Origin of the sequence: Microbacterium sp. MMO-35, from assembly GCF_037147555.1 — a bacterium.
GTDB lineage: Bacteria > Actinomycetota > Actinomycetes > Actinomycetales > Microbacteriaceae > Microbacterium.
The window spans coordinates 332,500-351,928 of sequence record NZ_JBBCVH010000003.1; the positions used below are offsets into that span (position 1 = coordinate 332,500).

22 protein-coding genes and 1 tRNA gene are annotated in these 19,429 nt (G+C 71.5%); 4 read left to right on the forward strand and 19 right to left on the reverse strand.

Going from position 1 to position 19,429, the window contains the following annotated elements; all coding sequences use genetic code 11:
* Positions 1-312: 312 nt before the first annotated feature.
* Positions 313-942, reverse strand: coding sequence for a DNA-directed RNA polymerase subunit beta (locus tag WFJ01_RS08440; RefSeq protein ID WP_251446097.1), 630 nt, complete (start codon positions 940-942; stop codon positions 313-315).
* Positions 943-1,352: 410 nt separating this feature from the next.
* Positions 1,353-1,964, reverse strand: a complete 612-nt coding sequence (locus WFJ01_RS08445) for a TetR/AcrR family transcriptional regulator (protein WP_336628790.1) — start codon at positions 1,962-1,964, stop codon at positions 1,353-1,355.
* A gap of 142 nt (positions 1,965-2,106) precedes the next feature.
* Here WFJ01_RS08445 and WFJ01_RS08450 point away from each other — a divergent pair, with 142 nt between their 5' ends.
* Together WFJ01_RS08450 and WFJ01_RS08455 are read left to right on the forward strand one after the other, a co-directional pair.
* A complete protein-coding gene (locus WFJ01_RS08450; protein ID WP_336628791.1) occupies positions 2,107-3,828 on the forward strand; it encodes an amidohydrolase in 1,722 nt (573 codons plus the stop codon).
* Positions 3,829-3,841: 13 nt separating this feature from the next.
* Positions 3,842-5,254, forward strand: coding sequence for an APC family permease (locus tag WFJ01_RS08455; RefSeq protein ID WP_336628792.1), 1,413 nt, complete (start codon positions 3,842-3,844; stop codon positions 5,252-5,254).
* Positions 5,255-5,291: 37 nt separating this feature from the next.
* Here the strand turns inward: WFJ01_RS08455 and WFJ01_RS08460 are convergent, their stop codons facing one another.
* On the reverse strand, positions 5,292-5,810 hold the full coding sequence (locus tag WFJ01_RS08460) for a CGNR zinc finger domain-containing protein (protein ID WP_292884061.1): 519 nt from the start codon (positions 5,808-5,810) through the stop codon (positions 5,292-5,294).
* Positions 5,811-5,835: 25 nt separating this feature from the next.
* On the opposite strand from WFJ01_RS08460, the gene WFJ01_RS08465 reads away from it, so the two are divergent.
* Complete coding sequence (locus WFJ01_RS08465) at positions 5,836-6,081, forward strand: hypothetical protein (RefSeq protein WP_336628793.1); 246 nt, start codon at positions 5,836-5,838, stop codon at positions 6,079-6,081.
* Positions 6,082-6,107: 26 nt separating this feature from the next.
* Here WFJ01_RS08465 and WFJ01_RS08470 read toward each other — a convergent pair whose 3' ends face one another.
* From WFJ01_RS08470 to WFJ01_RS08545, 16 genes are all read right to left on the reverse strand, one after another.
* A complete protein-coding gene (locus WFJ01_RS08470) occupies positions 6,108-6,653 on the reverse strand; it encodes a DUF1697 domain-containing protein (RefSeq protein ID WP_336628794.1) in 546 nt (181 codons plus the stop codon).
* Positions 6,650-7,243, reverse strand: coding sequence for an isochorismatase family protein (locus WFJ01_RS08475; RefSeq protein WP_336628795.1), 594 nt, complete (start codon positions 7,241-7,243; stop codon positions 6,650-6,652). Before WFJ01_RS08475 ends, WFJ01_RS08470 begins: the two co-directional genes overlap by 4 nt.
* A gap of 53 nt (positions 7,244-7,296) precedes the next feature.
* A tRNA-Thr gene (locus WFJ01_RS08480) sits at positions 7,297-7,372 on the reverse strand.
* 128 nt (positions 7,373-7,500) lie between these two features.
* Positions 7,501-9,057, reverse strand: a complete 1,557-nt coding sequence (locus WFJ01_RS08485) for an alpha/beta hydrolase (protein WP_336628796.1) — start codon at positions 9,055-9,057, stop codon at positions 7,501-7,503.
* Positions 9,054-10,208 (reverse strand): DNA polymerase III subunit delta', encoded by a 1,155-nt coding sequence (locus WFJ01_RS08490; protein WP_336628797.1) that lies wholly within the window; start codon positions 10,206-10,208, stop codon positions 9,054-9,056. Before WFJ01_RS08490 ends, WFJ01_RS08485 begins: the two co-directional genes overlap by 4 nt.
* A 114-nt stretch (positions 10,209-10,322) precedes the next feature.
* Positions 10,323-10,949, reverse strand: coding sequence for a dTMP kinase (gene tmk / locus WFJ01_RS08495; protein WP_336628798.1), 627 nt, complete (start codon positions 10,947-10,949; stop codon positions 10,323-10,325).
* The gene (topA, locus tag WFJ01_RS08500) at positions 10,946-13,786 is read right to left on the reverse strand and encodes a type I DNA topoisomerase (RefSeq protein WP_336628799.1); all 2,841 of its coding nucleotides are present in this window, start codon (positions 13,784-13,786) and stop codon (positions 10,946-10,948) included. Before topA ends, tmk begins: the two co-directional genes overlap by 4 nt.
* A 220-nt stretch (positions 13,787-14,006) precedes the next feature.
* Positions 14,007-14,348, reverse strand: a complete 342-nt coding sequence (locus WFJ01_RS08505; RefSeq protein ID WP_336628800.1) for an Rv3654c family TadE-like protein — start codon at positions 14,346-14,348, stop codon at positions 14,007-14,009.
* Complete coding sequence (locus WFJ01_RS08510) at positions 14,348-14,746, reverse strand: TadE family type IV pilus minor pilin (RefSeq protein WP_336628801.1); 399 nt, start codon at positions 14,744-14,746, stop codon at positions 14,348-14,350. The genes WFJ01_RS08505 and WFJ01_RS08510 overlap by 1 nt, the downstream gene beginning before the upstream one ends.
* Positions 14,743-14,964, reverse strand: a complete 222-nt coding sequence (locus WFJ01_RS08515; protein ID WP_295034839.1) for a DUF4244 domain-containing protein — start codon at positions 14,962-14,964, stop codon at positions 14,743-14,745. Before WFJ01_RS08515 ends, WFJ01_RS08510 begins: the two co-directional genes overlap by 4 nt.
* 79 nt (positions 14,965-15,043) lie before the next feature.
* Positions 15,044-16,018, reverse strand: a complete 975-nt coding sequence (locus WFJ01_RS08520) for a type II secretion system F family protein (protein ID WP_336628802.1) — start codon at positions 16,016-16,018, stop codon at positions 15,044-15,046.
* Entirely contained in the window at positions 16,015-16,755 is a 741-nt protein-coding gene (locus WFJ01_RS08525) for a CpaF family protein (protein WP_442928043.1), read from the reverse strand. Before WFJ01_RS08525 ends, WFJ01_RS08520 begins: the two co-directional genes overlap by 4 nt.
* A 191-nt stretch (positions 16,756-16,946) precedes the next feature.
* Entirely contained in the window at positions 16,947-17,705 is a 759-nt protein-coding gene (locus tag WFJ01_RS08530) for a hypothetical protein (protein WP_336628803.1), read from the reverse strand.
* Positions 17,706-17,944: 239 nt separating this feature from the next.
* Positions 17,945-18,301, reverse strand: a complete 357-nt coding sequence (locus WFJ01_RS08535; protein WP_336628804.1) for a hypothetical protein — start codon at positions 18,299-18,301, stop codon at positions 17,945-17,947.
* Positions 18,298-18,528 carry a hypothetical protein gene (locus tag WFJ01_RS08540; protein ID WP_336628805.1) on the reverse strand — a complete coding sequence of 77 codons (231 nt, stop codon included), beginning with the start codon at positions 18,526-18,528 and terminating at the stop codon, positions 18,298-18,300. Before WFJ01_RS08540 ends, WFJ01_RS08535 begins: the two co-directional genes overlap by 4 nt.
* Positions 18,525-19,010: a hypothetical protein gene (locus WFJ01_RS08545; RefSeq protein WP_336628806.1), complete on the reverse strand. Its 486-nt coding sequence runs from the start codon at positions 19,008-19,010 to the stop codon at positions 18,525-18,527. Before WFJ01_RS08545 ends, WFJ01_RS08540 begins: the two co-directional genes overlap by 4 nt.
* Positions 19,011-19,193: 183 nt before the next feature.
* Between WFJ01_RS08545 and WFJ01_RS08550 the strand changes: the two genes are divergently transcribed.
* Positions 19,194-19,394: a hypothetical protein gene (locus WFJ01_RS08550; protein WP_336628807.1), complete on the forward strand. Its 201-nt coding sequence runs from the start codon at positions 19,194-19,196 to the stop codon at positions 19,392-19,394.
* Positions 19,395-19,429 lie beyond the last annotated feature (35 nt).

A 19,429-nucleotide genomic window follows, 5' to 3' on the forward strand; every position in this document is an offset into this window, starting at 1 on the left:
CGTTTCGTCCGAAGCAGCCGTACATTTCCGAGCGAAGCGCACGCCCATCCGCGGACCTCCGCGGGCGTGCGCCCTGCCGGAGGCGACTCGCCCGAGCTCCCGGTCGCGGGGAATACCTCCGGGTGCGACGCGTTACACTGGATCGGCCGGGCCGCATAACCCCGGGCTCCATTTTTCGCCGCTGCGAGCGGCCTTCCGCCGAGAGGCGTTCTTGCGGCCCGGCTTCTTCGTCTCCGGATCCGGTCCCTCCGGGATGGATCCGGTCCCTCCGGGATGGATCCGGTCCCCTCCGGGATGGATCCGGGAGTCTGGTCAGGTCAGCGATCCGTCGCGCCAGGCGGCGGCCGACGCCGTGAGGTCCTGGGCGAAGGCGCTGAGGCGGGCGGCACGCGTGGTCAGCTCGCTCGCCCGGTCCGGCTCGGTCGGGTCGTAGTCGTCGGCGATGTGCGTCGATCCGGAGGCCTGCACGCGACAGAACGCCGCGGCCCGTTCGAGCGCGATCGCGAAGTCGCCGGTGAACGCGCCGCGCAGGATCGTGTCGATCAGCCCGACGAGCTCCTCGGGGCCGGCCGGCACCGGCGCGCCGGCGACGAGGGCGTCGACCGACGGCAGCTCCACCCGCCCGCGCTCGTGCAGGAGCGCGGCGAGGGACGGATCCGCGTGGATCGACACCTGCAGGAGGTACAGACGCCACAGGGCTCCGGGCAGCGACACCGCGGGACTCTTCGCCCAGAGCTCGGCGACCTCGTCGATGCCGTGCTCGGTGGCGTAGGCCACCAGCCGCTCGGCGCTCACGCCGCTGTCGTCGGCCCGGACGCGCGCCAGCAGCGCCGAGGCCGTGGCGTGCGCCATCCGCGTCTGCTCGGCCGGATCGTGGGATCCGAGCAGGTTGTCGAACGTCTCCGGGGAGAGGCGGACGGGGCGGTGGAAGGGAGCGGGCACCGACCCAGGCTACGCGCGGTGCCCGACTCGGGCACCCAGTCGCGACCTATAGACTCGGGGACACGGGCCTCTAGCTCAGTTGGCAGAGCATCGGACTTCAACACAATAGGAGCGCCTCGGGGGAAACGCCGAGGATGACACCACTCAAAGTCGGGGAACCCTTCCTGGGAGACCAGTTGGCAATCCCGAGCCAAGCCGGACGCAAGTCCGGAAGGTGTAGAGACTGGACGGGTGGCGCCTAAAGCGCAAGCCAGGGTGAAGGGACAGTCCAGACCACGAACGCCCATCGGGCGGCGGCGAAAGCCGAAGTGGCAGGTTAATCCGCGGGTCGTGGGTTCGAGCCCCACGGGGCCCACCGTGAAGAGGGGCTCGGTCAGCAATGACCGGGCCCTTCTCCGTGCGCCGAACGCTCAGCGCGGCGATGTCTCGGCAAGCGGCGCGCCCGCCTGGCGCGCGAACAGCGCGATGGCCCGCTCGGCGTCCGCGAAGGAGATGCTGCCGCCCGCGACGATGTGCAGGCCGTACGCGTCCTCGAGGGCGACGAAGTTCATCGCGATGTCCTCGATCGGGCCGGTGAGCGCGAAGTCGCCGCTCGCCGTGCCGGCCTCCAGGATCCGCCGGTACAGTCCGAGCTGCTCGCCGTAGAGGCGCTGGACGAGCTCGTCGTGCAGCGGCGACTTGCCCGCGAGCACATCGAACTCGTAGAGCAGGCGCATGAGCGCGTCATCGGGGCCCGAAGGCAGTCCGGCGCGGATCGCGATCGCGAGCTGCTCCGCCGGATGCTCCGACCGGGCGACGAGCGCCTCGCGCTCCTCGCCCACCCGGCGCATGCCCGCGGCATGGGCCTCGACGAGGATCGCGTCGAGATCCTCGTAGTAGTACAGCAGCGCACCGCGGGTGACCCCGGCCTGGTTCGCGACGTCGGTCAGCGAGAGATTGCGCAGCCCGTGCTCGGCAGCGGCCTCGAGCGCCGCATCGACCACGTCGCGGCGGCGCTGCTCCTGGGTGCTCGGGCGTGCCATGAAGCCAGTATCGCAGTCCCGCGGAGGGATCCGGTTCCGATCGAAAGAGTTTCTTGACATTTGCGTCAATTAATTTACTCTTGAGTCAAAGAACTGCGGTCGCCCCTCCGGGCAGAGCCGCCCGAGCCCCTGGAGCACCGACATGGCCGTCGACACCCTCTACACCGGCGGACGCGTCCGCACCTTCGACCCCGCCCAGCCCTGGGCCGAGGCCGTCGGGGTCACCGGTGACCGGATCAGCTACGTCGGAACGGCCGCCGATGCGCCCGCCGCACGTCGCACGGTCCACCTCGAGGGGCGCCTGGTCACCCCCGGCGTCGCCGACACCCACAACCACCTCCTGCTCGGCTACGACGACCTCGCCGTGAGCCTCGATCAGGTGCAGAGCCTCGACGTCGTGCGCTCGCGCATCGCGGCCTTCGCCGAGGCGCACCCCGACCTGGAGTGGATCTGCGCCGAGAACGCGCTCTACTCGGTGGTCGAGAACCGCCGCCCCCGGGCCGACGACCTCGCCGGCGTGACCGACCGTCCGGTGTTCATCACCACCTACGACCAGCACTCCGTGTGGCTCAACCGGCCGGCACTGGCGAAGCTCGGCATCCTGAACGGCGGCGACATCGCCTGGGGCAACCCCGAGATCGACCGCACCACGGGCGAGCCCACCGGCTGGGTCACCGACTTCTACACGAGCGCGATGACCGTCGACGGCCTCGCCGAGCTGCAGCGCGACATCCCGATGTACTCCCCCGACCGGCGCTACCGCAAGATCGTGAACAGCCTCGACATGGCCCGCCGCTTCGGCATCACGACCGTGGTCGAGCCGCAGGTCCCGCTCGCGGAGCTGCCGCTGTTCGAGCGGGCCGAGCGCGAGGGCAGGCTGACGTCGCGCACCATCGCCGCGATCTACCACCCGGTCGGCGCCGACGGGGACTTCCGCACCCGCATCACCGAGGCGATCCGGGAGACCCCGCAGCACGACCGGTTCCGTCTCGGCATGGTCAAGCTGTACGCCGACGACGTGATCGAGCCGCACACCGCGGCCATGCTCGAGGACTACGCGAACCGTCCCGGCCACCGCGGGCACACCAGCCTCGAGCCGACCGAGTTCACGAAGCTGTTCGTCGAGCTCGACCGCCTCGGCTACCAGGTGCACACGCACGCCACCGGCGACTGGGGCATCCGCCTGACGCTCGACTCGATCGAGGCCGCCCAGCGGGCGAACGGCACGCGGGACGCCCGGCACGGCATCGTGCACGTCGAGTGCCTGGCGCCCGAGGACCTCCCGCGTTTCCGCGAGCTCGGCGTGGTCGCGGCGATGCAGCCCCGCCACGCCTCCCCGGACCTCGTCGCGGGCACCTGGATGGAGAACATCGGAGAGGCCCGCTGGGACCGCGCCTGGCGGTTCCGCTCGATGATCGAGTCGGGCGCGCGCGTCACGTTCTCCAGCGACTGGCAGGTGGGCGAGATGGATCCGCTCGTCGGCGTCTACAGCGCGATGACCCGTGCGCGCCTGGACGGCGGCGACGCCTGGACTCCGGGCGAGCGCCTCGATCTCGACCGCACGCTGCAGGCCTACACCCAGGGCGGCGCCGGAGCGTTCCATCACGAGGACGCCCTCGGGATGCTCCGCACCGGATTCCTCGCCGACCTCGTGGTGTGGTCGGGAGACCTCTACTCCATGGAGCCCGCGGAGATCCTCGCCCAGCACGCCGACCTGACCGTCGTCGGCGGCACCGCGGTGCACGACCACCGCGGCGAGCTCGGCGGCGCCTCCTCCTCCGCCCCGGTCCAGGACCCGGGCGGGGCCGGGCAGACCTGCACCGAGCCCTCCGCCGACCACCACTGCCACTCGCACACCGATTGAGGACTCCCCCACGATGTCAACGCTGCCATCCCACTCCGCCGTCGCCGTCGGCGACGACCAGCTCGCCCACGCCGTCACCCACGAGCCCGGATCGCTCAAGCGCACCCTGAAGCTGCGTCACCTGGTCTTCATCGGCCTCGCCTACATGGCCCCGCTCGCGGTGTTCGACATGTTCGGGATCGTGGCGGATCAGACCAGCGGCCACGTGCCGCTCGCCTACCTGGTGGTGCTCGTCGCGGTGCTGTTCACCGCGTTCAGCTACTCGCGCATGGTGCGCTTCTTCCCGATCGCCGGGTCCGCCTACACCTATGCGAAGGAGAGCATCCATCCCTCCGTCGGCTTCCTCGTGGGCTGGGCGGCGACCCTCGACTACCTGCTGCTACCGATGATCAACGCGATCCTGTCGGGGATCTACATGGGAGCGATCTACCCGGGCGTCCCGTTCTGGGTGTGGGTGCTCCTCACGGTCGTCATCTGCACCGCGCTCAACCTGGTCGGGGTGCGCCTCGCCGCGAGCATGAACGTGATCCTGGTCGGGATCCAGCTCGTCGTCGCCGTGCTCTTCGTGGTGCTCGCGGTGGTCAACATCGCGAACGGCGCGAACGGCGCCGCCTTCAGCGTGCGGCCGTTCTTCTCCGACGACATCCAGGCCGCGGCCCTCGCCGGCGGCGCGGCGATCCTCGCGCTGTCGTTCCTCGGGTTCGACGCCGTCTCCACCCTCGCGGAGGAGGCGGAGCGCCCCACCCGCGACATCCCGCGGGCCATCTTCCTCATCGTCGCCGCAGCGGGCGCGTTCTTCCTCACGGTGACCTACGTCATGCAGACGCTGTTCCCCGATGTGACGAAGCTCGAGAACATCGTCGGGGCATCGCCCGAGATCGCGAAGTACATCGGCGGGGCGGCGTTCCAGGCGATCTTCGTCGGCGGCTACATGATGGCGGTGCTGGGCTGCGGCATCACGCAGCAACTGAGCGCGGCGCGCCTGCTCTACGCGATGGGTCGTGACGGAGCCCTGCCGAAGCGGCTGTTCGGCAGGGTGAACCCGCGCACCGGCGTCCCGGTCGCGAACGTCCTCATCGTCGCCGCGATCGCGCTCACCGCACTGTTCGTCAACCTCGAGCAGGCGTCCTCGATGATCAACTTCGGCGCCTTCATCGCGTTCACCTTCGTGAACCTCTCCGTGATCTTCGTGTTCTTCCGGTTCATCACCAAGCGCACGATCGGATCCTGGATCGGCTTCGTCGTCATCCCAGCGATCGGTGTCGTGATCAACGTGGCGCTCTGGCTCAGCCTGGACGGGATCTCGATGATCATCGGCGGCGCCTGGACCGCCATCGGCGTCGTCTACCTGCTCATCAAGACCCGCGGCTTCCGGGCCGCACCGCCGGATCTGACCGGACCGATCAACGTCGGCATGTACGACTGACGCCGGGCTGGCATCAGCCCCGGCCTCGGCGCCACGTTCAGGCGCGCCGGGCCCGATGCCGGCGCACGGCGTCGCGGTTGGCGCAGCGCACCGAGCAGTAGCGCTGCCGCCCGTTGCGCGTGACGTCGACCACGACGTTCGTGCACGGCGCCGCCGCGCAGCGGCCGAGGCGCCCCATCCCCCGGGTGACCAGGTGCAGCGACGTGCCCACCGCGATGACGGCGCGCAGCACACGGGGCAGCGCATCCTGCTCGTCGCGGTAGTGCAGGTGCCAGCCCTCGCCGTCGTGGTCGGTGAGGCGCGGGTAGGCCGCCGCCGTCGCCATCTGCGCGTTCAGTAGCATCGCGCGCTCCGCGGGGGTCGGCGCGTCGACGACGCGCAGCCACTCGTCGATCACCCGCCGGGTCTCGGCGTGATCGTCGGGCCCCTCCGGGAAGACCATCGTCATCCCGAACTCCCGCGTGCGTCGCTCGATGCCGGCGCGATCGGACGGCCACTCGTCGGCGAGCGACGCCGCCATCAGCACCGCGTACTCGCCGTAAGGGTTGAGATGCATAACGGCATTACATCATCGTGGAACCATGACCGCCACATCCTCCGCCGACACCGCATCGCTCCCCCTCGCCCCTCCGCATCCGCCCCGCGCGGTGCCGGCCCACGAGCACGCCTGGACCACGCGATCGCGGCACCGGACCGCCGACGGCACGCTGCTGTACGTGCAGTGCCTCCGGTGCGGTGCGCAGCGGGTGGATCTGCAGGCGCCCGGGGACGCGGCTCCGCGGGCGCTGAGCCGCGCGCTCGACGCGCCCAGGACGAGCGGACGGTGAGTCCGACCGCCAGCCGGCCGTGACCGTCAGCCGGCGGTGAGTTCGACGAGCTTGCGCACGGTGCGCAGGTTGCGGGCCGTGCCGGCGACGCCGAGGGCGCGATCCAGCACCGGTCGCGTGAGCTTGCTGGAGTGTACTCCCCCGGCGCCGAAGTCGATCCAGAGATCTCGCCCGCGCAGGGCGATCCGCTCGCCGGGCTGCAGCCGCGCGGTCAGCGCCTCCACCGCATCACCCGCGGGCTCCCCCTCGAGGAACATCGCATGCAGCATCTTGTCCTCCACGGCGTCGGGGAACGGGTTCTCGTCGACCGCCCGCACGAGATCGTCATGAGTGCGCAGGATCACCGGAGTATCGACGGCGAAGGCGTCATGGATCAGCGATCGCACCTCGGCGCAGGCCGCCGCCGGGTCGGCGGGGGCGTCGCAGATGACGTTGCCGCTCGCGATGTAGGTGGTCACGATGCCGAACGCCGCACGCTCGTTCAGGAGCGCCCGCAGCTCGGCCATCGGCACCCGGTTGGCGCCGCTCACGTTGACGGCGCGCAGGAGCAGGGCGCAGCGTCCCGCACTCATGCCTCCTCCGCCGGGTGCGCGCCTTCCACGAGCTCCGCCCCCGCGTGGGCCAGCTCCGCGAGCGCCGCGGCACTCGACTCCGCCCCGACGCCGGCCACCAGGTCCGTGAGGATCCGCACCTGCACGCCGTGCGCGATGGCGTCGGCGGCCGAGGCGCGCACGCAGTGGTCGGTGGCGATGCCCACGACGTCGGCCGTCAGCACGCCGCGGGAGGAGAGGATCCCGGCGACCGTCTCACCCGTCTCGGTCGTGCCCTCGAACATCGAGTAGGCGGGGCGGCCCTGGCCCTTGAACACGTGGTGGGTCACGGCGGCGGTATCGAGCAGGGGGTCGTAGTCCGCGCCGGCTGTGCCCGCGACGCAGTGCACGGGCCAGCTGTCCACGAAGTCGGGTTCGGAGGAGAAGTGCCCGCCGTTGTCCCCCGAGGCATCGTGCCAGTCCCGCGAGGCCACGATGACGTCGTAGTCGGCGGCGTGATCGCGCAGCAGTCCGGTGATGCCGCGCGCGACGGCATCTCCTCCGGCCACGGCGAGGGCACCGCCCTCGGTGAAGTCGTTCTGCACATCGACGATCAGCAGCGCACGGGTCATGATCCGAGCGTACGCCGGAACGACGAAACCCCCTCCGCGGAGGGGGTTTCGGGTGGAGCCGCCCAAGGGAATCGAACCCTTGACCTTTTCATTACGAGTGAAATGCTCTGCCGACTGAGCTAGGGCGGCGCACATCCCGAGAGATGCGCATGCGGGCGAACCGCACGATCAACGATCTTACCCTGTCCGCGGGCGTGCTGCGAACCACGCGCGCCCGGGCGCGGCTCGGGCCCGGCAAGGCCCCGCCGCGCCTCGGCCTACTCGCAGCGGATCCCGGCCTTGTCGGGCACGGTGCCGTCGACGAAATAGGCGTCCACCGCGTCATCGACGCAGGAGTTGCCCTTGTTGTAGCCCGTGTGGCCCTCACCGACGCGGGTGATGAGGATCCCGCCTTCGAGCTGCTTGGCGAGGGACTCCGCCCACGAGTAGGGCGTCGCGGGGTCGTTGGTGGTCCCGACGACGAGGATCGGACCGGATCCTGCCGCGGTGATCTCGCCGCGCTTTCCGGTCGGCGGATAGGGCCACTGCTCGCAGGGGTCGGGACCATCCCAGTAGGGGGCGATCGTGGGGGCCTCGGCCTTGATCTTCGCGTCCGACGCGGCCTTGGCCGCGGGATCGTCTTCGACCGGGTAGTCCATGCAGTTGTAGGCCCGGAACGCCTCCGTCGAGTTGTCGGAGTAGGCGCCGTTCTCCCGGTTGTTGTAGAAGTCGGCGAGCTGGAAGGCCACCGACGGGTCGCCCTTCAGCACGGCGGTCAGCGACTGCGTCAGGTACGGCCAGCTGTCCTGCGAGTACAGCGCCGAGACGATCGACGTCATCAGCGTGTCCGCGCCCAGCATGCGCCCGTCGGCGTTCTTCTGCGGAGAGCGGTCGACGCTCGCCAGCAGCGCGCCGAGGTCGCTCATCGCCTCGTCGACGGTGCCCTGGAACGGGCACTTCTTGCCCTTCAGGCACTCGGCCATGTACGCGCGCAGCGCGGACTCGAACCCGATGGCCTGCGTCGTGCTGACGTCGAGGTTGGACACGGCGGGGTCGAGCGCGCCGTCCAGCACCACGTGCCCGACGCGCTCGGGGTACAGCTGGGCGTACGTCGCGCCGAGGAACGTGCCGTACGAGTAGCCGAGATAGTTGAGCTTCTTGTCGCCCAGCACTGCGCGCAGCAGATCCATGTCCCGCGCCGAGTTCACGGTCGTGATGTACGGCAGGATCCCGTCGCTGTTCTTCTCGCACGCATCGGCGAAGTCCTTGTTCGCCGTCTTCTGCGCGGCCGTCCACTCGTCGCTGCCCCGCGCGCCGGGGCGGATCGAGTAGAGGTAGTCGTCCATCTGCGGTGCATCGAGGCACTTCACGGCGGTCGAGGACCCGACACCGCGCGGGTCGAACCCGATGACGTCGTAGTTCTTGATCAGCGTGGGGCTGACGGCGAAGCTCAGGCTGGACTTGATCAGCTCGAGTCCGCTCGCCCCCGGCCCGCCGGGGTTCGTCAGCAGGGATCCCTGGGAGTGGCCGGTCGCGCGATGGCGCACCACGGCGAGATCGAGGCTCCCCTTGCCGGGGTCGTCCCAGTCGAGCGGCGCCTTGACGGTCGTGCAGTCCATGCCGCTGCCGCAGGCGGACCATTGGAGCGTCTGCCCGTAGAACGGCATCAGCTCGGCGGAGACGCCCGACGTGTCGGGGGTCGCGGTCGGCCCGGCTGACGAGGATCCGGCGGGGATCATCGAGTACAGGCAGCCGGTGAGCGCCAGGGCGGCGACGACGACACCCGCCGCCACCGTGGTGATCCGGCGCAGTCGCGAAGCGGAACGCGTGTTCATGGTCTCCTCCCGCTCGTGACGGTCACGAGCAAGCTCTCGAGGGCGAGGGCCGGGGCGACGTTGCGCTCCAGCGACTCCCTGGTCTCGGCGAGGTGGTCCAGCACGACCAGCGTGCGCTCCGGCGGCCAGGCCTCGGCGACGGCGGCGAGCTCGGCGGCGAGCTCCTGGTTGATGAGCCCGTCGTCGCGGCCGAACTGCAGCATGACCACGTCGCGGAACAGCGACTGCAGGTCGGTGAGCACACGGTCGAGCCCGTCGCGCACGCTGCGCTTGGCGCGTTGCTTCTGCTCCTCCTCGAGGGCGTTGATCTGCGAGCGCACGGCGGGGGGAACGGCCTGACCCTCGGCGATGCCGACGGTGTGCAGCAGCGCGCGCCGCTCGGCGTCGTCGCGTTCGGCCGTGAGCGCCTTGGCGTCCTCCGTCGCCGCCTGCACGATCTGGCCGGCGACCTCGACGGCGTCGCTGACGCCCCTGGCTCCCAGCACGGCGCGCATGGTGTGCTCGCGACGAGCCCGGGCCGATTCATCGGTCGCAAGCCGCTGCGCCATGCCGATGTGCCGCTGTGCGAGACGCGCGGCCTGCTCCGCGACCGCGGAGTCGGCGCCCGTGCGGCGCACGATGAGCTCGGCGACGGAGGCGACATCGGGCTCGCGCAGGCGCAGCGACCGCACGCGCGAGCGGATGGTCGGCAGCAGATCCGCCTCGCTCGGGGCGCACAGGATCCACACGGTCTGCTCCGGCGGCTCCTCCAGCGCCTTCAGCAGCACGTTCGAGGTGCGTTCGGTCATGCGGTCCGCGTCCTCGACGACGATCACCCGATAGCGCCCGCTGGACGGCCCGAAATACGAGCGCTCGACGAGGGCGCGGGCCTCGGCGATCGAGATGATCACCTTCTCGGTGCGCAGCACCGTCACATCGGGGTGGGTGCCGGCGAGCACCTGGTGCATGGTCTGCTCGTCGCCGGGGCCGGCGATCAGCGACGCGGCGAACGCCGTGGCCAGCGTCGAGCGGCCCGACCCCGGAGGTCCGGTGATCAGCCAGGCATGCGACATGGCGGCCGGGTTCTCGACCGCGGTGCGCAGCGCCGCGACGGCGGCGTCCTGCCCCCACACGTCGGTCCAGGGGAACGGCGCGGGAACGGTGGCGGGCATGCGGTCAAGCCTAACCGGGAGGGGCGACATGCACCGTGCGCCCGCGACCGGCTGCGGCGCCGCGCGTGCTCGCCCGCCGAGCGGGCGGGAACGTGCTGCCCGCCGAGCCGCGGATCAGAGCAGGGCGGCCACGCGTGCGCGGACGACGTCCGCGATGGCCGCCGGATCCTGCGCCGCGTCGACGACGAGGAAGCGCTCGGGCTCCGCCGCGGCGAGGGCGAGGTAGGCCTCGCGGACTCGCTGATGGAACTCCTCGCGCTCGGCTTCGAGCCGATCGAACGGCTTGTCGGCGGAGTCGAGCCGACGGCGCGCGGCCGCGGGATCCAGGTCGAGCAGCACCGTGAGGTCGGGCAGCGCGCCCTCGGCCGCCCACAGCGACAGATCGCGCACCTCCTGGGCGTCCAGGACCCGCCCCGCCCCCTGATAGGCGACGGACGAGTCGAGGTAGCGGTCCTGGATGACGACCACACCGCGCTCGAGCGCCGGGCGCACCACCGTGGCGACGTGATGGGCGCGGTCGGCGGCGTACAGCAGCGCCTCCGCCCGCGGCGCGATGTCGCCGCGGTGGTGCAGGACGATGTCGCGGATGAGCACGCCGACCTCGGAGCCGCCGGGCTCGCGGGTGCGCAGCACGTCGCGGCCCTGCGCGTCGAGCCAGGCCTCCAGCAGCGCGGCCTGCGTGGTCTTGCCCGAGCCGTCGCCGCCTTCGAGGGTGATCCAGATCCCTCGGGCGGCGCTCACGCCCCGGCCTGCTTCTTCGCGGCGTTGGCGGCGCGCGTGGCGGCCGCCTTCTTCGCCGCGGCGGAGCGGGCAGCGGCCTTCTCGGCGTCGGTCTTCGCCGTGGCCTTCGCGGCTGCGGGCTTCTTCGCAGCGGTCTTGGCGGGCGCCTTCTTCGCCGGTGCCTTCTTGGCCGCCGCGGCACGGGATCCACGCTTGGGCGCCGGTCCCTTGGCCCGCTTGTCTGCGAGCATCTGCACGGCGATCTCGAAGGTGATGTCCTGCACCTGCTGGCCGCGCGGGATGGTCACGTTGGTCTCGCCGTCGGTGACGTACGCACCGAAACGCCCGTCCCGGATCCGGATCGGCTTGCCGCTGACCGGGTCGGCCTCGAACTCGGCGAGCGCGCTCGATGCGCGTCGCGCGCCGTACTTCGGCTGCGCGTAGACCGCCAGGGCCTGCTCGAGCGTGATGTCGAAGATCTGCTGCTCGTTCTCGAGCGAGCGCGAGTCGGCGCCCTTCTTCAGATACGGCCCGAAGCGGCCGTTCTGCGCGGTGATCTCCTCGTCCGTCGCCGGGTCGACACCCACCACCCGAGGCAGATCGAGGAGCTTGAGCGCGGTGTCGAGGTCGATCGTGTCGACCGACATCGAGCGGAACAGGGAGGCGGTGCGCGGCTTCGGCGCGGCCTCCTTCTTCGCTCCGCGCTTCGGCTTCGGCTTCTCCACGACCTCGCCGGTGGTCTCATCGACCTGGTCGTCGTCGGAGACCGGGTCGTTCTCCTGGACGTAGGGGCCGAACCGGCCGTCCTTGACCACGACGACCTTGCCGTTCGCAGGGTTCTCGCCGAGCACGCGGTCGCCGGCGACGGGGGCCTCGATGAGCTCCCGGGCCTTCGCCGCCGTCAGCTCGTCGGGAGCCAGATCCTCGGGGACGTTCACGATGCGCGGTTTCGCGTCGGGGTGCGCGGGATCGGCGACCTCGAGGTACGGGCCGTACTTGCCGAACCGGAGCGTGGCGGTGTCGGTGATCGGAGTCGCGTTGAGCGCCCGTGCGTCGATCTCGCCCAGGTTGTCGACCACCTGGCGGAGGCCGACCTGCGTGTCGTCGCCGAAGTAGAAGGAGTGCAGCCACTCGATGCGCTTCTGCTCGCCGCGCGCGATCGCGTCGAGGTCGTCCTCGAGCGCGGCGGTGAAGTCGTAGTCGATGAGGTCGGCGAAGTGCTGCTCGAGCAGCCGGACCACGCTGAACGCCATCCACGTCGGCACGAGGGCCTGTCCGCGCTTGGTCGCGTAGCCGCGGTCGATCACGGTGTCGATGATGCTGGCGAACGTGGACGGGCGGCCGATGCCGTGCTCTTCGAGCGCCTTCACGAGCGACGCCTCGGTGTAGCGCGGCTTGGGGGTCGTGCGGTGCGGCTTGGCGTCGGCATCGGAGACGCCGAGCACGTCGCCGACGGCGACGGCCGGGAGCGACTGGTTCTCCGCCGCGTCGGCGGCGTTGCGGCGCTCGTCCTTGCCCTCCTCGTAAGCCTCGAGGAAGCCCTTGAAGGTGTACACCGTGCCGGACGCAGTGAACTCCGCGGTGCGGCCGTCCGCGTCCACGGCGAGCGTGACCGTGGTGGTCTCGTACTTCGCGTCGGACATCTGACTGGCGACCGTGCGCTTCCAGATGAGGTCGTAGAGGCGCTGCTCCTCGCGGTCGAGCTGCGCGGACACCGATGCCGGCGTGCGGAACTGCTCGCCCGACGGGCGGATGGCCTCGTGCGCCTCCTGCGCGTTCTTGCTCTTGCCCTTGTACACGCGGGGCTTCAGCGGCACGGCGGCATCGCCGTAGAGCGCGACCGCCTGCGACCGCGCCGCCTGCACCGCCTGGGTGCTGAGGGCGACCGAGTCGGTGCGCATATAGGTGATGTAGCCCTTCTCGTAGAGGCGCTGGGCGACGCTCATCGCCTGCTTCGCGCTCATCGAGAGCTTGCGGCCCGCCTCCTGCTGCAGCGTGGAGGTGGTGAAGGGCGCGTAGGGGCTGCGGGTGCCGGGCTTCGCCTCGACCTTCGTCACGGTGCCGGATCCGGCCGCGTCCACGGCGGCGGCGAGCGCGGCCGCCGCCTTCTCGTCGAGCACGACGACGGCCTTCTTCAGGGCGCCGTTGTCGTCGAAGTCGGTGCCGCGGGCGATGGCGCCCCCGTCCAGCCGCACGAGGCGCACCGTGAACGGAGTGGTGGCGGCTACGGCGGTGGCGTCGACGTCCCAGTACTCGGCCGACACGAACGCCATGCGCTCGCGCTCCCGGTCGACGATCATGCGGGTGGCGGCCGACTGCACACGCCCTGCGGAGAGCCCCGACTTGACCTTGTACCAGAGCACGGGCGACACGTCCCAGCCGTACAGCCGGTCCAGGATCCGGCGGGTCTCCTGGGCGTCGACGAGCGCGAGGTCGAGCTCACGGGTGTTGCCGACGGCGGCCTGGATCGCGTCCTTCGTGATCTCGTGGAAGACCATCCGCTTGACGGGGACCTTCGGCTTCAGGGTCTCCAGCAGGTGCCACGCGATGGCCTCGCCCTCGCGGTCCTCATCAGTGGCGAGCAGGAGCTCGTCGGCGGTCTTCAAGGCGCGCTTGAGCTCGGCGACGGTCTTGGTCTTGCGGTCCGAGACGACGTAGTAGGGGTCGAAGTCGTTGTCGACGTCGATCGAGTACTTGCCGTACGCCTGCTTGTCGGCGGCCGGGATGTCCTTCTTGTCGGCGAGGTCGCGGATGTGCCCCACCGAGCTGAGCACCTCGAAGCCGTCGCCGAGATAGCCCTGGATGGACCTCATCTTCGTCGGGGACTCGACGATGACAAGCTTCTTGCCTTGCGCCACGGGTGCGGTCCTTTCGGGTCCTGAGCTTTGACGAGGGGTCGAAGCACACCATACACACCGCGCCGGAGGAGGGGACTCAGCACGATGGGCCGTCGCCGCAGGAGGTTCGGGTTCTCCTGCACGGGATCCCGCGACAGCCGGGAACCCAGCGTACGCCGCTGCCGGAGGGCCGGGGACCATGAGACGCGCATCGGGCCGCGCCGCCGGCCGCGGACGCCGGTCATCGCCGCCCCGTGCTCGGCGAGGGCGGCCCCGCCCGGGCCCCCGCCGCCGCGGGGAGCCCCGCGTACGCGGTGCCGACGCGCACGACGACCTCGAGGCCGGCGATGCGGCAGTCCTCCAGCGCGGCGCCGTGCGCCTCGGCGACCCTCGCGGCGAGCGCGCAGGGATCCGAGTCCACCGCGACCGCCCCCGACAGCACGTCCGCCGCGGCGAGCGCCGCGGCATCGGCCGCGGCCGCGACGCGCTGCGAGGTCGCGCCCGCGCCGCCCACCGCCACGGCGCCGATGCCCAGCGCGGCTGCCACGGCGATGCCCCCGACGGCGAGGGCGGAGCCGGCCATCAGCGTCCTCCATCGAGCGCGCACCCCGTCGCACGGAGGGGCACCGTCACCGCGCCCAGGATGCGCGCCTGGGACGAGGCGGTGACGCACACCAGCTCGGCGGACCGGCGCACCCCGAACGTCGCTGCCGGATCCGCCCGCGTCACCGCGGCGCCCGCTCGCCCGGCGTCGTCGCCCCGGCCGAGCAGGCGGGCCGCGTCGGCCACGGCGTCCTGCAGCGCGACCATCCGCATTCCGGCGCCGAGGCCGCCGACGCCGAGCAGCAGGATGAGGACGACGATCGGCAGCGCCACGGCGAGCTCGGCCGTCGCCGAGCCGCGCTCCCGGTCGCGCGCGCCACCCCGTGCACCGGAGCGATCGTGACCGGGACCGCGGGCGATCGGAGTCCGGACTCTCATTGCACCGTCAGCGCGCGACGCACGAGATCGGTGAGGATGCCGCGCACCTCGTCGCTGCGCATGATGACCACGAGGAGGCTCGCGAACGCGACGGCCGCCATCGTGGCGATGGCGTACTCCGCGGTCGCGGCTCCGGTGTCGTCGCCGAACAGCCCGGCGGCCCGGCGGCGGGTCAGCGGCGGGAGGGCACTCGAGCCGCTCTGGTGCTTCTGGATCATGTTTCTTCCTTCTCTCTTCTCTCTTCTTCCGTGGGTTTCTTCGTCCCGTCGGATCGGCACCCGGTCGCCGCCGCCCTGCTCAAGCGAACGGCAGCGGCGTCGTCGACAGCACGCTGAGGATCAGGGGCGCGACGCCGAGGAGCAGGAACGCCGGCAGGGTGCAGATGCCGAGCGGGAGCAGCAGGCGCGAGCTCAGCCGCGCGGCCCCGGTGCGCCCCGCGGTGCGGGCTTCCCTGCGTGCACGATCGGCTTCGGCGCGCAGCAGCTCCACGGCCGGAACGCCCGCGGCGACGGACAGACGGAGGATCCGCTCGATCGCCTCCTCGGCCGTCGCCGCATCCTCCCCCTCCGCCAGATCCTGCTCGACCAAGGCACGGGCTCGCGGGATCGCGGTCCCGCCGGAGAGTGCGACGACGAGCAGTTCGGCGCGGATCCCCGGGATCCCGGCCGGCGGAGCCGCGCGTCGGACCAGCGCCCTGGTCCACCCGCGGGCGAGCAGCAGGAGGCCGAGACCCGCCGCGAGGCAGATCCACCCGGCGGGCCGGGTGAGGAGCACCGTCGCCGTATCGAACCCGAGCGCGCCGCCGAGGAGCAGCCCCACGAGCGGCAGCCACAGCATCAGGCGGGCGGTGCCGGCGGGCTCGGCCAGCGCGACCGCCACCTCGTCCCGGATCTCCCCCGCGCCCTCGAGCGCTGCGGCGATCGCGCGCAGCACCTCGCCGAGCGGCGCCCCGACGGTGCCCGCGATCCCCCAGGCCGCCGCGACGACCCGCCAGACTCCGCCGCCCTCGCGGATCGCCTCGACCAGGGGCCGGCCGTGCTCGACGGTCTCGGCGAGCACGCCGACGGCGACGGCGGATCCGCTCTCGGCGAGGTGGCGCCAGGCGGCGAGGGGCGCCGCACCCGCCTGCAGCAGCACGGCCAGCGTGCGGACGGCCTCGGCGACCTCGGCCTCGCGGACGCGGGAGCCCCTGCCCCGCAGCCGAGGGCGCCGAGCCGGATCGCGCGGGGCCCGGAGCTGCGCCGGACGTCGCGCGGAGGGAACCGCCCTCACCACGGCCGCACCTCCTCGATGCCCAGATGCTCGCCGTCCAGACGCAGCTCCCCCACCTGGGCGAGCCGTCGCTCTCCGCCGCTGGCCCGCACCAGGTGCAGCACGGAGGCGAACGCGCTCACGGCCTGACGGGCCAGCGCCGGAGGGTCCATGCCGGCCAGGGCTCCGAGCGCCTCCAGCCGCGCCGGCACATCGGCGAGCCCGCTCGCGTGCAGCGTCCCCGCGCCGCCGTCGTGCCCGGTGTTCAGCGCCGTCAGCAGATCGCGGATCTCCTCCCCGCGGCATTCGCCGACGACGAGGCGGTCCGGCCGCATCCGCAGCGACTCGCGCACGAGGCGCGCGACCGTGATCGCCCCCACGCCCTCCAGGTTCGGCTGCCGGGCTTCGAGCGAGACGTGGTGCGGGTGCCTCGGGCGCAGCTCTGCGACGTCCTCGATGGTGACGATCCGCTCACGCGGCGGCACGTGCGCCAGCAGTGCCGCGAGCAACGTGGTCTTGCCGGTGCCGGTGCCTCCGGTGATCAGCACGTTCTTCCGTGCGACGACGATGCGCTCCAGCCAGCCGCGCTGCGGCGCGTCGATCGCCCCCAGACGTGCCAGGTCGTCGAGATCCGCCGCCCGCACCCGCGGGATGCGCACCGAGACCGCGGTGCCCCTGGTCGCGACCGGGGCGAGCACCGCGTGCACGCGCACCCCCGAGGCGAGCCGCACGTCCACGCACGGGGCCTGATCGTCCATACCAAGTTTTAGACATATCTCTGAACAGGGATTTCTCCGAAATGCCCCGATTCGGGCATCTCCGAGCCCTGATACCGCCCAGCCGTCGCAGGATGACCGTGGACGGCCCCGCGGGCGCTGTGGCACCTGCGAGGCACAGCCCCGGATGCCGATGAGTCAGGCGGCCACCGAGGGAATCGGGTTCGGGAGTGCTACGCGCCGACAGGCTGATACCCGAGGAGGACGTTCACGCTCTCGCGGATCAGGGTCAGGTCGATGTGCGCCCAGGGCTCGGCGTTTGGCCGGGTGCCCTTCGGGAGCGCCGCCCAGCCGATCAGTCCGTCGATGTGCTCCAGGGACCGGAGGAAGTGCGGCATCCCCAGGAAGTCGCGCACGCTGAGGGCCATGGCCTGCTGGCCGACTCCCTGCGCGCGGTCGATCGCCGCATCGCATCGAGCGCAGACCACGCCGTCCAGGGTGTCCGGCATCGGCCTGCCGCCGATGGTGGCGCTGTCGGCGCTCATGAGCGTCCAGACCTCTCCCGCGTCCTCTCGGAACGCCTGCACGGCTCCCACGCCGCATAGGAGGCACCCCGAGGGGCTGCCATCGTCCGAGGGCGCGAGCACGTCCACAGGACGCGCCACGTCGCGCGCGAGGAGGGCTGCGGCGGCGTCTCGGAGCGCCTGCCGCTGCTCTTCAGTGACGTGCGCCCATCGCTTGCCGTTGGCCGGCGTCCGCGTGGCGCGACCGTACCCCGCGGCGCGGGCGTGCAGCACCCACGCGGCGCTGCCGCCCGGGATCGTCAAGGCGTCCATGAGTGTGCGCAGCGGCTTGACGTTCGCGGTCAGCCGGTCGATGATCTGCGGGCTCGTGATCCCGAGGATGTCGAGACCGGCAAGGGCGTCTTCGAGGCGGTCGATCGCGATGGTTCGATCGCCGATGCTGCCGCGCACCGTGGGGTGTGCGTCCATGAGGCCGGATGCTGCCGCACGAGTCATCCGGCACGTGTCACAGCGCGTCCAGAGAAGGTCAAGCTGCCCGTCACCGGGGCCGTGTCCCCTCTCGGGCTTGTAGAGCGTCAGCACCTCCATTTCGGAGTTATCCACAGGCCTGCGCACCGCGATCCCGCACGAGCCGCACGGGAGGGTTCCCGAGGGGATCGCCTCCCAGGCGTCGGCGGTCTCGATCTGCTGCTCTCTGACGGTCATGCTCACAGCGCACCTCGCGTGTTCTTGTTCATCTCGGCCTCGATCTTCCGGAGGCGGTCTCGGGTGGCGGCGTCCGTCGCGCCGTTGCGTGCCGCGGCGAACATGCGCTTCACGGTGGCGGCCTCCTCGGGCTGCATGACGACTGCGCCGTCAGGCTGAGGAAGCACCACGCGAATGGACCTGCCCCGACCGGGCTTCGGCGTCGCAGCAGGCGGCTGCTCGGGCTTCGCCTCCCAGGCCGCGGGCGGCTCAGGCTCCCGAGGGGTCGGCACTGGCTTCGCGTCCTCGCGGTAGCCCTCCGCTCGGAGGGTGGCGGAGTGGTCGACCGCGATCATCCGGGGCTCGTACCGGCGCGTCATGAGAGCTTCCCGAACACCGGGCCGCGCTTCGTCACGCCGATGATCTGCTGATCCTTCGCGCGCCACCGTCGAAGCTGGGCGAGGTTGAACGGGTCCGTCTCGGCTGCCAGTCGCTCCATCGCCGCGAGGGCGGGCGCTGTGCTGGTGCCGGGGGCGAGCTCGATCCACTCGTCCTCGATGCGCTGGCGCTCCTCCGTGGTGAACGCGCTGTCGCGGTCGCTGTTCATCGCGTGGCCGCCCGCCGCTGCACGCGCCGCCAGCACACGCCGCGCGCGACGTTGCCGAAGCAGTATTCGCCCGCGGCGGCCTCGTGCTCGGCGCACGGGACCGTCAGCACCGAGGGCACGAGGGCTGTTCGCCTGAGGCGGTGGCGCACGACCGCGATGCGCTCTTCGAGAGGGGGGAGACCCACCGGCAGGGCTCCCAAGGCGATAGGTCTGCCGGTGGGTCGCACGTCCCCCGCATGTCCTCGGACAGGGGACGTGGGAGGCTCCCCCGCCGCGGGTGCGTTAGCGCCGCGGAGGAGCCGGTCAATGGTCGCTTCCGCGTCGGCGGCAGCGAGGTTGCGCGAGCGCTTCGCGCTCTTCAGGGTGCCGCCGTGGGCAAGCACGGTCAGGGCGTTGACGGTCGCGTCTTCCTTCGCGTCGCTGATGTGCTCAGGGCGACGCGCAAGCTGGATGCGGTGGGGGCTGTCTTCAGATCGGGACATGACGGGGCCTTTGAATCAGGCCCGGCCCTACCGCCAGCAGCGCACCTCGGGCCGTGCAAGGGCCCTCGTTCACAAGCGTACTACGGGCCTCTTCGCTGTGGTACCCCAGAGGGGTATTGGGTATCCTGATGAGGTCAGACCACACCGTGAGAAGAGGGGTCTGACCGACCGAACGGAGCCCCGATGACCACTGCACTCGCCCCCGCACCTCGCCCTGTCGCTGAGGTGATCCGCGACGTCGTCCGCTGGCAGTCCGCCCTCCTGCTCGGGCGCGATCCGGGCGCAACGCCGGTCGGTGAGTCGGGGTGGCCCCTCTCCCGACTCGCCGCCCGTACCTACTTCGGATCCGACGTGCTCAACGGTTCCGCCTGCGTGCTCACCTGAGGCTGCCCCCGCCCCGTCGTACCGTGCCGTACCGT

Bases quoted from the DNA above. Each gene is read 5' to 3' on its own strand.
- WFJ01_RS08445 (WP_336628790.1), bottom strand. From the start codon at position 1,964: ATGGCACGCCCGAGCACCCAGGAGCAGCGCCGCCGCGACGTGGTCGAT.
- WFJ01_RS08450 (WP_336628791.1), top strand. From the start codon at position 2,107: ATGGCCGTCGACACCCTCTACACCGGCGGACGCGTCCGCACCTTCGAC.
- WFJ01_RS08455 (WP_336628792.1), top strand. From the start codon at position 3,842: ATGTCAACGCTGCCATCCCACTCCGCCGTCGCCGTCGGCGACGACCAG.
- WFJ01_RS08460 (WP_292884061.1), bottom strand. From the start codon at position 5,810: ATGCATCTCAACCCTTACGGCGAGTACGCGGTGCTGATGGCGGCGTCG.
- WFJ01_RS08465 (WP_336628793.1), top strand. From the start codon at position 5,836: ATGACCGCCACATCCTCCGCCGACACCGCATCGCTCCCCCTCGCCCCT.
- WFJ01_RS08470 (WP_336628794.1), bottom strand. From the start codon at position 6,653: ATGAGTGCGGGACGCTGCGCCCTGCTCCTGCGCGCCGTCAACGTGAGC.
- WFJ01_RS08475 (WP_336628795.1), bottom strand. From the start codon at position 7,243: ATGACCCGTGCGCTGCTGATCGTCGATGTGCAGAACGACTTCACCGAG.
- WFJ01_RS08485 (WP_336628796.1), bottom strand. From the start codon at position 9,057: ATGAACACGCGTTCCGCTTCGCGACTGCGCCGGATCACCACGGTGGCG.
- WFJ01_RS08490 (WP_336628797.1), bottom strand. From the start codon at position 10,208: ATGCCCGCCACCGTTCCCGCGCCGTTCCCCTGGACCGACGTGTGGGGG.
- WFJ01_RS08505 (WP_336628800.1), bottom strand. From the start codon at position 14,348: ATGGCCGGCTCCGCCCTCGCCGTCGGGGGCATCGCCGTGGCAGCCGCG.
- WFJ01_RS08510 (WP_336628801.1), bottom strand. From the start codon at position 14,746: ATGAGAGTCCGGACTCCGATCGCCCGCGGTCCCGGTCACGATCGCTCC.
- WFJ01_RS08515 (WP_295034839.1), bottom strand. From the start codon at position 14,964: ATGATCCAGAAGCACCAGAGCGGCTCGAGTGCCCTCCCGCCGCTGACC.
- WFJ01_RS08525 (WP_442928043.1), bottom strand. From the start codon at position 16,755: ATGGACGATCAGGCCCCGTGCGTGGACGTGCGGCTCGCCTCGGGGGTG.
- WFJ01_RS08530 (WP_336628803.1), bottom strand. From the start codon at position 17,705: ATGGACGCACACCCCACGGTGCGCGGCAGCATCGGCGATCGAACCATC.
- WFJ01_RS08535 (WP_336628804.1), bottom strand. From the start codon at position 18,301: ATGACGCGCCGGTACGAGCCCCGGATGATCGCGGTCGACCACTCCGCC.
- WFJ01_RS08540 (WP_336628805.1), bottom strand. From the start codon at position 18,528: ATGAACAGCGACCGCGACAGCGCGTTCACCACGGAGGAGCGCCAGCGC.
- WFJ01_RS08545 (WP_336628806.1), bottom strand. From the start codon at position 19,010: ATGTCCCGATCTGAAGACAGCCCCCACCGCATCCAGCTTGCGCGTCGC.
- WFJ01_RS08550 (WP_336628807.1), top strand. From the start codon at position 19,194: ATGACCACTGCACTCGCCCCCGCACCTCGCCCTGTCGCTGAGGTGATC.